The organism is Sphingobacterium nematocida, assembly GCF_900168125.1.
In the GTDB taxonomy this organism is placed as follows: domain Bacteria; phylum Bacteroidota; class Bacteroidia; order Sphingobacteriales; family Sphingobacteriaceae; genus Sphingobacterium; species Sphingobacterium nematocida.
Genome location: NZ_FUZF01000024.1, coordinates 73,244 through 84,072, shown reverse-complemented (window position 1 = coordinate 84,072; position 10,829 = coordinate 73,244). Strand labels below are relative to the sequence as shown.

At 45.8% G+C, this 10,829-nt stretch carries 8 protein-coding genes; 2 read left to right on the top strand and 6 right to left on the bottom strand.

Going from position 1 to position 10,829, the window contains the following annotated elements:
• Positions 1-304, top strand: a 304-nt coding sequence (locus tag B5X76_RS19800) for an IS3 family transposase (protein WP_139375417.1), incomplete at its 5' end; no start/stop codon positions are given.
• Positions 305-320: 16 nt separating this feature from the next.
• Here B5X76_RS19800 and B5X76_RS19795 read toward each other — a convergent pair.
• On the bottom strand, positions 321-740 hold the full coding sequence (locus B5X76_RS19795) for a carboxypeptidase-like regulatory domain-containing protein (protein ID WP_079645659.1): 420 nt from the start codon (positions 738-740) through the stop codon (positions 321-323).
• Positions 741-1,081: 341 nt separating this feature from the next.
• On the opposite strand from B5X76_RS19795, the gene B5X76_RS19790 reads away from it, so the two are divergent.
• Entirely contained in the window at positions 1,082-1,306 is a 225-nt protein-coding gene (locus tag B5X76_RS19790) for a PLDc N-terminal domain-containing protein (RefSeq protein ID WP_079645658.1), read from the top strand.
• Between the two features lie 59 nt (positions 1,307-1,365).
• On the opposite strand, the gene B5X76_RS19785 is transcribed toward B5X76_RS19790, so the two are convergent.
• The 5 genes from B5X76_RS19785 to B5X76_RS19770 all read right to left on the bottom strand — a co-directional run.
• On the bottom strand, positions 1,366-2,247 hold the full coding sequence (locus tag B5X76_RS19785; protein ID WP_079645657.1) for a PorP/SprF family type IX secretion system membrane protein: 882 nt from the start codon (positions 2,245-2,247) through the stop codon (positions 1,366-1,368).
• A gap of 34 nt (positions 2,248-2,281) precedes the next feature.
• Entirely contained in the window at positions 2,282-9,406 is a 7,125-nt protein-coding gene (locus B5X76_RS19780) for an MBG domain-containing protein (protein WP_079645656.1), read from the bottom strand.
• Between the two features lie 235 nt (positions 9,407-9,641).
• Entirely contained in the window at positions 9,642-10,244 is a 603-nt protein-coding gene (locus B5X76_RS19775) for a Crp/Fnr family transcriptional regulator (protein ID WP_176141148.1), read from the bottom strand.
• A gap of 14 nt (positions 10,245-10,258) precedes the next feature.
• Positions 10,259-10,402 (bottom strand): hypothetical protein, encoded by a 144-nt coding sequence (locus B5X76_RS22070; protein ID WP_176141147.1) that lies wholly within the window; start codon positions 10,400-10,402, stop codon positions 10,259-10,261.
• Between the two features lie 157 nt (positions 10,403-10,559).
• Positions 10,560-10,829 (bottom strand): type IX secretion system membrane protein PorP/SprF (locus B5X76_RS19770; RefSeq protein ID WP_176141146.1); only part of this gene is annotated, 270 nt, incomplete at its 5' end.

Here is a 10,829-nt window from a genome sequence, read left to right as displayed (position 1 = left end):
AGACCGAGGGATCCAGTACGCTTGTGGCGAATTTAAATCGATACTCAGCGATAATAACATAATCCAGAGTATGAGTAGGAAAGCGAACTGTTGGGATAATGCCGTAGCGGAGAGTTTCTTCAAATCTTTAAAGGCAGAGATGGTCTACCATAGAAGGTTTATGGATCAGCACTCGGCTAAATTAGAGGTGTTCGGATATATAGAAGGTTTTTATAACACTAAAAGAACACATTCGGCTTTAGGTTACAAAACACCTAGGCAAATGGAAGAAATGCTGTTGGGTAAAGAAAGATTAGCAGCATAAAAAAAGTCTCTCATTTTTAGTTGCAGTTCCAAGTCTGCAATTCGACACCTTTCACCTCTTGCACCGCATATCCCAACGCCTTCTTCTCTCTAGATATCCCCAAAGCAGTAACGACCACTTCATTCAGCTGCTCGGGTGAAGGCTGCAACGTGATCAGCAAGTTCTCCGAAAGGGAAAAACTGCTCAGTGTCTGTTCTTCATATCCAATATAACTTATACTTATTGCAGGCTTATCCGCTTTAATACTCAGCGTAAAGCGTCCTTCTGCATTGGTTTGTGTTTTTATACGTGTAGCTAGATCCGTAACGGTAGCACCAGCTACGGCCTGGCCTTCCTTATCGACCACCCTACCATTTAAGGTCGATTGGGCATAAATCTGTCCTGTCCCCAAGGCAATAGCCACCCAGACGAGACTTGTATGTAAAGCTCTGTTCATACTAAAAATAACAAAAATTAACGGGTATGTCTAAGGGGATAATCCTCTTCTCCTACTTATTATCCCCTCAACACATTCGGGTAAAATGTTGCTGTGTCATGTTTTTACGATTAAAAGCACAAATATATATATATAATCCACCAAATTAGTAGTCTTTTAAATCGTTAAACTTAAAAATAAAACACAACAACCTACTAAACAACAACATACAAAGCAACATAAAGCATACCCAACCCATTAAACACAAATCCACTCTTCAATTCCGGGTTCCCGTATTCCCACCAACATCTAAACATTACCTTTGTCAGTTAAGTACATTAGATTTAAACAATAAATAAAAAATGGATTTACTATTCATTGACTCTATAGCTCTTTTCACCCTACTGATTTCTGTATTGTGCTTTTTTATCTACACGGTCTATCACGCCATAAACAATCCCAAACTCTATAGCACACAACGATTGCTCTGGATCCTAATCATACTCTTAGCTAATTTCTTTGGCTGGATTGCCTATTGGAGCTATGGCAGGAATGGCAGCAGTAGATTAATCGACCGTAAAAATTAGGTATACCATAGGTATCAAATCAAAGCGGCCTGAGGTATATTCCTCAGGCCGCTTTGCTATTACAACATGGTCACTCCGCCTATCCGATACCGGAACCCAACTTCGTGTGTATTGTTGGAGATACGCTGATTCAGGGTATGTCCGTTGGGGCTAAATTGGTAGCTATACCCGATCCCGAACGAACCAAAGTTGAGCTGCAGTAATCCGGATAGATCACCTTGATTCTGCACCCCCATACCCAGTCCCAATTTGGATCCCATAAATACCACCGCACTAACGTCATAACGGGGTGTCATATCATCCATATGGCTCACCAAGAATGAAGGACGTAGATAAAATGCATCGTCCAGCCTGAACAAAGCTCCTGCCGTCAGGTAATAGACATTGCGAAACTCATATTCCTGCTCTTTATTCCGATTCAAAGAAAAACGTGGCATCGAAATACCAAAATAATACTTATCCTTTCTATAGTATGAGGTGCTCACGCTCAGCACCCCTGCCGTTTCTCTGATATCCTCCTTAAATGAAAGATCATTTGGATCCAACCGGTTGTAGTCTCCTTGAAAAAATAAGAGTCCGCCACCCATAGAAAGACTCAGGTATTCATCCTCGTCCAGCCGAACTGCCTTAGAGGCAAAGGCCGTCACTTCATTTTCTTTGACCACCCCTAGCGAAGCATGTTTGATATCGCCTCCTACCGCCAATCCCAACTTGGAGACCATCCCGTGTCCCGAAGCCCATAGCGAACGGGGAGCTCCATCCACACCCGCCCATTGTGTGCGACCCAGCATCGCAAAGCTACCGCGCTCGTCCATGGTACTCAGCGAAGAGTTGAACGAATTGCGCAATTGCCCAAACTGGTTGTAACTTACCCCATGCTGTGCCCTACTGCACAAAGGCAGTAGGATCAACAGGCTCATAATTATGTTTATTGTTTTCATTGCTATAATGTTATGAAGGTGAGGGTCGTGATACTTATCTCTTAATCAGAAAAAATCCTTTTACACGTCTCCAGGTATTTCCATCCTTCAGGTCGATATAATAGAAGTAGGTACCATCGTGATGTCCTAATCCCCAGAATACTTTGGTATTATTATCATATCCCACAATTTCAGACAGCACCACCCCGTTCTTATCAAAGATGGTTACCCTATTATCCGGATAGTCTCTAATCGCTTCAATGATCAAAAACTCGTTTTCACCATCACCATTTGGAGATACCGCCTGATGAACGATAATCGGTAGTTCAACCAGTTCCTCATTAGCCACGCGGATCACCTCTGTTACTGCTGTAGCCGGTTCGTAGTTTTCATTTCCAGCTTGACTGGCTGTGATACGTACCGTACCTAGACGTAATACCTCAAGATCGGTTCCAGATACTGTAGCGACCATTGGATCATCCACACTAAGCGTGACCGCAAGCCCGCTATTACTCTTCACATCCAAGGCTACCTTACCTACATCGCGGCGCAATACCTCTGGCGCTGTAAATGTAATCGTCTGTGTCGCTTTGCGGATCAACAGATTGGCTTTAAGACTTGTACCAAAATAGTTTTGTGTCTCCACGATATTAGCTGTCACTTCATAACTACCTGCATTGATCTTATCGTTGTTTTGATAAACAACAGCCACACCTGCTGGCAGTGTGCCACCCAATTGCAGGCTCTTTGTAGCACCATCGTATACAAAATCTTTGTTTACAAAGGTCAAACCTGTTAACGTAGCCCGTGTTATCGAGAGATTATCCCCTACGTAACTGATAGCGTAGTTTGTTGCCGCCAGATTTTTATTATTAATGGCGTAAGTACCTACGTTTGTACCGGCTACGCGCTCCAAGCTACCTGTTACTACCGTAGCATCGTCCGTGTACTTCAGATCAGAAGCTTTAACCACATAAGTTAATGCCGGATCATTTGTTCCGTACACCTTAGTCTTCGGATCAGCAGTGACAGTAAGTGCTGCCTTCGTAACGGTAAGATCCGCTCCAACATAATTGATCGCGTAATTCGAAGCTGTAAGATTCTTGTTTTTCACTGCATACGTTCCAACATTTTGACCTACGACACGCTCTAGGTCACCTGTTACTACAGTCGCAACGTCTCCATTTTTCAGATCGGAGGCTTTCACTACATAGGTTAGCGCTGGATCAACAGCACCGTACACCTTGGTTTTAGCATCAGCTGTAACCGTGAGTGTCGCTTTCGTAATCGTCAAATCTGCCCCTACATAACTGATCGCGTAATTTGCAGCAGTTAAGTTCTTATTATTTATTGCGTAATTTCCAACATCCTGACCTACAACACGCTCTAGGTCACCCGTTACTACCGTCGCAACGTCTCCATTTTTAAGATCAGTATTCTTCACTACATACGTCAGTGCAGGATCAGCAGCTCCGTAAACCTTAGTTTTAGCTTCTGCTGTAACCGTAAGTGATGCTTTCGTGATCGTCAACTCGGCACCTACATAATTGATCGTGTAGTTTGTAGCGGTTAAGTTCTTATTATTGATCGCATAATTTCCGATGTTTTGACCGGATACACGTTCCAAACCACCCGTTACTACCGTTGCGGCATCGCCGTTTCTTAAGTCAGTAGGTTTAACCACATAAGTAAGCGCTGGATCTACTTCACCATATACCTTCACTTTGGCATCAGCAGTAACCGTCAGAGGTGCTTTAGTAATGATAAGATCAGCTCCAATAAAATTGATAGTGTAATTGGTTGCTGTTAAATTCTTATTCTGGATTACATACGCGCCCACGTCCTGGCCGGCAGTGCGTTCGAGACTACCTGCCACAACAGTAGCAGCATCCCCATTTTTAAGATCAGTAAGTTTAACTACATAGGTTAATAGCGGGTCCGTTGTACCGTACATTTTCGTTTTCGCATCTGCGGTAACAGTCAGTGAAGCTTTAGCAACTGTCAGCGATTGTTGTACAGGTGTAGCCTCATTATTTGTCTGGTCTCCCGCTTGAGTCGCTACTATCATCGTTGTCCCGGCCCCCACAATGGTTGCCTGATTACCTACGATCTGTACAATACCCGGTATTGAAGCGGTATACGTTATCGGCAAGCCTCTATCCGTATTCAGATCACCTAAAATAAATGATCCTTCCCCATATGTTTTAGCCGCTATAGGCTGAAAATTGATCTGTTGCTCATTTTTGACTGTCATGAACGTTTTTGTATCGCCATAACTTACCACGCCATTAATGATAGCGTATGCCCTAAAGTAATAGGTTGTATTTGCGGCCAGATTAGTCAATTGAATCTGGAATTCAGCTCCTACCGAAGCCGATATCACTTTATTATCCAACAATGTTGGCGTTAGCGAAGTCCCAAATACAACACCTTTCTCCGTAACACAAGTTGTATTTCCTACATTTCCACCTACTTTAGCCGTTTCTACCGTGACATCTTCCACATCGGCAGTCGCAACTGTTATGCTAGCAGACGCTTCTGAAATGGTAAAACTTTGCGTCCCTGTACAGCCGTTTGCATCGGTTACGGTTACGGTATACGTCCCCGCCGTCAATCCTGTTGCCGTAGCTGCCGTACCTCCCATAGGAGCCCAAGAATAGGTGTACAGTCCAGTTCCGCCCGTTACAGCCACCGTAGCCGTTCCATCATTTCCTCCGTTGCAAGATACATCCGTCTGTCCAGCAGACGTAGCGATTAATGCTGCAGGCTGAGTAATCGTAAAACTCTGTGTGGTCTGGCAAAGGTTCGCATCCTTGATTGTCACAGTATACGTCCCGGCAGCCAAGCCATATGCAGCAGCTGACGTACCCCCACTAGGCGCCCAAGAATAGGTATATGTTCCGGTTCCGCCCGTTACCGATACTTCCGCCGAACCGTTGGCACCACCGTTGCAGGACACGTTGGTCTGCGATGGTGTTACGACAAAAGGTGCTGGCTGCGTCAGCGTGAATGATTGAGTTGCTGTACATCCATTAGCATCCGTCACCGTCACGGTATAGGTACCCGCCGTCAGTCCTGTTGCATTAGCCGACGTACCACCACTAGGCGCCCAGCTATAGGTATACCCTGGTGTACCCCCCGTAACAGCTACCGTTGCCGATCCGTTGGCACCTCCATTACAAGACAGATTCGTCTGTGCCGAAGCCGTCGCTACTAAAGCGGTAGGTTGCGTAAGCGTGAATGATTCTGTTGCCGTACATCCGTTAGCGTCGGTCACGGTCACCGTATAGGTACCTGCTGCGAGACCAGAAGCCGTCGCTGCAGTACCGCCACTAGGTGCCCAAGCATACGTATATGCTCCAGTTCCTCCTGTCACCGCTACAGTTGCCGAGCCTGTAGCAGCGCCATTGCAGGCTATATTCGTTTGTGCAGCAGCTGTCGCCACCAAAGCCGTAGGCTCAGTAATCGTAAAGCTCTGCGTGGTCTGACAAGAGTTAGCATCCGTTACCGTCACCGTATAAGTTCCTGCTGTAAGACCCGAAGCTGTCGCTGCCGTACCACCAGTAGGCGCCCAGCTATAGGTATACGTCCCCGTACCACCCGTTACTGCCACTGTTGCCGAGCCATTCGTTCCTCCACTGCAGGATACATTGGTCTGACCATCAGCTGTAGCCACTAAAGCTGTAGGCTGTGTAATCGAAAAATCCTGCGTTGTGCTACAATTATTGGCATCAGTTACGGTCACGGTATAATTACCAGCAGGAAGACCTGTTGCCGTAGCTGCTGTGCCCCCCATCGGTGCCCAACTGTAGGTATAACCCGGTGTACCTCCAGTTACTGCTACACTTGCTGAACCGTTAGTTCCACCATTACAGCTTACATTGGTTTGACTAGGTGTCAGTACCATAGCCGTAGGCTGTCCAATAGTAAATGATTGGGTTTTCTCACACCCATTAGCATCGGTTACGGTCACCACGTAAGTTCCTGCGACCAAACCCATAGCTGTAGCATTCGTCCCGCCACTAGGTGCCCAAGAATAGGTATAGCTAGGTGTGCCCCCAGTTACCGCCACACTTGCTGAGCCATTAGCGCCACCATTACAGCTTACATTAGTCTGGCTAGGTGTCAGTACCATAGCCGTAGGCTGCGTTATAGTAAATGATTGTTGCCCTATACAGCCGTTAGCATCCGTCACAGTTACCGTATACGTACCCGCAGTCAGCCCTATCGCTGTCGCTGCCGTACCACCAGAGGGAGACCAAGAATAGGTATAGTTAGGTGTACCGCCGGTCACCTCCACCGTAGCTGCACCTGTAGCGCCGCCGTTGCAAGCTATATTCGTCTGTGCTACAGGCGTTACTGTTATGGCCGTTGCAGGCTGCGATATAGTAACCGTTCTGGTTATCTGACATGCATTCGCATCTGTAATCGTACAGGTATATGTACCTGCAGCTAGTCCCGTCGCCGTAGCAGCTGTACCTCCTGAAGGTGCCCAGCTATACGTATAACTCGGTGTACCACCCGAAGGCGTTACGGTAGCCGTACCATTGCTGCCACCGTTACACGAAACATCTGTTGAGGATGGAATCGCTGTTAGCGCTGTTGCCGGTTGGTTCACTGTAAAGCTGCGTGTAGTCTGACAACCGTTAAAGTCCGTGACAGTCACCGTATAGGTTCCTGCCGCCAAACCTGTAGCCGTAGCGTTGGTCCCTCCTGAAGGTGACCAGCTGTAAGAATATGGCATCGTTCCACCTGTAGGTGCTACTGTAGCCGTACCATTGCTGCCTCCATTACAACTCACATCAGTCTTACCACCACCGGTAGATGCAGACAATGCTGTAGCCGGTTGATTGATCGTAAAGTTACGAGTAGACTGACAACCGTTAAAATCAGTTACCGTCACCGTATAGGTTCCTGCAGCCAGACCTGTAGCCGTAGCGTTGGTACCTCCTGAAGGTGACCAGCTGTAGGAATATGGCATCGTTCCACCTGTAGGCGCTACCGTAGCCGTACCATTATTGCCGCCATTACAGCTCACATCGGTTTTACCGCCGCCCGTAGCCACAGACAAAGCTGTAGCCGGTTGATTAATCGTGATCGAACGTGTTATCTGGCAACCGTTAAAATCGGTTATCGTACACGTATACGTATTAGCGGCCAGTCCAGTGGCTGTTGCTGCAGTACCACCCGAGGGCGACCAGCTGTAGGTATACGGTGTCGTTCCTCCGGTAATGCTTACCGTAGCCGTACCATTTGAACCTCCATTACAGCTTACATCTGTTTTCGTTATTGTACCTCCAAGCGCAGTTGTCGGTTGTGCAATGGTAAACTCACGTGTTGTCTGACAGGAATTATTGTCCGTAATGGTCACTGTATAAACACCTGCAGCAAGCCCTGAAGCTGTTGCTCCAGTACCCCCACTAGGAGCCCAAGAATAGGTATATGGGCTCGTAGCCCCAGATACACTTACGGTAGCTGTACCATTTGAACCTCCATTACAGGACACATTGGTCTGCGAAGTACCTACCGTAAAGGCTGGAGGTTGGGTAATGGTAAACTGACGTGTTGTCTGACAGAGATTCGCATCTGTAATGGTTACCGTGTATACTCCTACTGCAAGACCTGAAGCCATTGGTCCAGTACCTCCAGATGGAGCCCAAGAATAACTGTATCCAGGTGTACCCCCCGTCACGCTTACCGTCGCTGTACCATTGCTCCCGCCATTGCAGGACACATTGGTCTGCGAAGTCCCTACCGTAAAGGCCGAAGGTTGTATAATTGTAAAACTCCTAGTAATTTGCGTTCCTTCTGCATCCGTAATAGAACAAGTATAGTTACCTGCCGAAAGTCCAGAAGCAGTAGCTCCAGTGCCCCCTGATGGAGACCACGAATAACTATATGGCGTCTTTCCTCCAATCACAGTGACAGAAGCAGATCCTGTAGTTCCTCCATTACATAAGAGATCCGTTTTAGAAGTACTAGAAGTGTTCAATGCGGCAGTCGTTGTAAATGATTCATCAACACCGTAACTTGTTCCAGCGCCATTGATGGCATAGGCACGAAAATGTATCGTAGTACCAGCCGGAAGTCCCGACACTAGGGAACTAAAAGATCCGGTACCAGCCCCCATAATCACTTTATTATTAGCCGTGCTCGGGTTTGCTGCTATACCCCATACGATACCATGCTCGGTGACAGAAGCGCCACCATCAGCGGTCACATTTCCTCCTAATGTAGCTTTTACAGCTCCAACATTGGTTGCCGCAGTAGTTGTCAGTGTCGCGGGAGAACCTATCGCTATATTAACAGTATATGTTCCGGGTGTAATATTAAAAGCAGCCGAGACACCACTCACGCCCCAATAACTCGGTATTTGAAAAGAAGGACTATTAATTCTAGAGCGTACTTCCGCCACTGTCCCAACAAGTGACCCTATATACCTTGCATTTTTCGCCTCCGGATTAGACGGATTAAACAACGCTATACAATTTACACCATTTGTCAAACCAGGAGGCACATGACTGGCACTTGCCGATCCTTCTGATGCTCCGATATCCGACTTGGTCCATCCAGTAATTGGATCATATCCCGTAGATACGCCCTGATTATCGTCCATATGGATTGCACTAAGGAAAGTTGGAACGACACCATCTGGTTTGGCACCACCGCTACTTTGATACGCAACAACCTGATCACCAGCATTTAAATTCCAAATAGAACCAGACAATAATGCCGATGCAACCCCACCTCCTTCAACATTCAACGTCGTATTGGTTGGTGGAGTTGAATAAATATGAATAATAGTTCCAACAGGTATACCTCCTGCTGGCGATGTCCACTTAAAGTGAGATTCTGAATTAGACATCCAGTAACCTTGAGGTGTTCCACTAGCATTTTTATTCCAGCCCTGCTCAGTAAAAAAGATCTCTTCTCCCGCTGGTATTGCTTTCAGCGCTATCCATGTGAAGCTATGATCCTTTCCCCCATCCGGTCCGGGTTCTTCATTAACCCCAATAAAGGCTATATCTCCCGCTGCCAGTGTCTGCGCTTTGGCTGTGCCCATATAGAGCAGCAGAAAGAATAAAAAAATGAAATAACGAAATAGACTGGTAGAGGCCTCCTTGCATCTGGCCAATAAACTGTCCCTCTGCCTTCGAGGGTACGACATTTGTGTAATCATAGTCAAGTTAATATTTTCACAAGTAGTTTGGGTCTTTAGATGCCGCAAGGATTTCAAAAGGGATCTTGAAATCCATTGCGTTCACTAAACACGATGTAAAAATATTTTTTTTCAGCTATGCTTTATTCATTCTCGTTCATTTGTTGATATATATCACCCTAAAAATGTCATCGGGGTCAAAAAAGTGATATACATCACTTTTTTGACCCCGATTTGACATCCTATCAATATCTATTTAGTGCTTGACAGTCGGCTTATACTTTGCACGAACCCGACATAAAGTTTCCTTTTTCATCCCCAAGTAAGAGGCCAAATGTTTCAAAGAAACTCTACCGATCATCCCTGGACGAGTCATCTCAAATCTCCTATAGCGTTTTTCTGCAGAAGGCAATCGGCATAGATAAGCCCTTTCCTCGGCATCTCTGTAATACATTTCAAGAATCCTGCGACCGATGATATTTGCTTCATAAAATTTTTCATAGAGTGCTTCGAGTGATTTACGGCTGATCTCAATCAACAGCGTATCTTCCAAGGCCTGTAAGTACTCATCAGTCTCGTAATCCAAACCCAGATTACGGATGCTTCCTACAATATTACTCTCCCCGTTGATCCAGGTTGTGATCTCCGTCCCCTCATCTTTGATAAACCCACGAATCAATCCTTTGACAATAAAATGCACAATATCGGGCTGGTCTATAGGACTTCGAACGAACTTTCCCTTTTTAACAGATACATACTTCGTATTATTTAGTAAAAACAAAGCAGCATCTGGCGATACCGGATGTATCCTATTGAAAAAATGAACGATTTCTTTACATCCAGTAGTATGAGGTTTCATGGTTGTAGGCATGGCTAAGCGATATCCGATAAAAGTTTTTCCTCTTCTAGTTTTGCACGGGAGACGCCTATAGCTCTCGTTTTTTCAAAAATGGATGATCTCATAATCGAATGCGGCAACTGGTATTGTGCCACAGTCTTATAATCTTCTCTGTTCATATAAGGGTATTTGTTTGGTGTCTTTGGATAGACAATATTACAAATTCGCCTATAAAAATTGCTATTATCACTAGGGACAAAAAGGGGACAATTTCAAAAAAGGGCATTGAAATATATTCCAATGCCCTTTTTTGCTTCTCGTTCTCAATATCCTATATTACAACATAGTCACTCCGCCTATCCGATACCGGAACCCGACTTCGTGTGTATTGTTGGAGATACGCTGGTTCAGGCTATGTCCGTTGGGGCTGAATTGGTAGCTATACCCGATCCCGAACGAACCAAAGTTGAGCTGCAGTAATCCGGATAGATCACCTTGATTCTGCACCCCCATACCCAGTCCTAATTTGGATCCCATAAATACCACCGCACTAACGTCATAACGGGGTGTCATATCATCCATATGGCTCACCAAGAATGAAGGACG

Excerpts from the sequence above, each read along its gene's own strand:
- B5X76_RS19795 (WP_079645659.1), bottom strand. The coding sequence starts at position 740 with ATGAACAGAGCTTTACATACAAGTCTCGTCTGGGTGGCTATTGCCTTG.
- B5X76_RS19790 (WP_079645658.1), top strand. The coding sequence starts at position 1,082 with ATGGATTTACTATTCATTGACTCTATAGCTCTTTTCACCCTACTGATT.
- B5X76_RS19785 (WP_079645657.1), bottom strand. The coding sequence starts at position 2,247 with ATGAAAACAATAAACATAATTATGAGCCTGTTGATCCTACTGCCTTTG.
- B5X76_RS19780 (WP_079645656.1), bottom strand. The coding sequence starts at position 9,406 with ATGATTACACAAATGTCGTACCCTCGAAGGCAGAGGGACAGTTTATTG.
- B5X76_RS19775 (WP_176141148.1), bottom strand. The coding sequence starts at position 10,244 with ATGAAACCTCATACTACTGGATGTAAAGAAATCGTTCATTTTTTCAAT.
- B5X76_RS22070 (WP_176141147.1), bottom strand. The coding sequence starts at position 10,402 with ATGAACAGAGAAGATTATAAGACTGTGGCACAATACCAGTTGCCGCAT.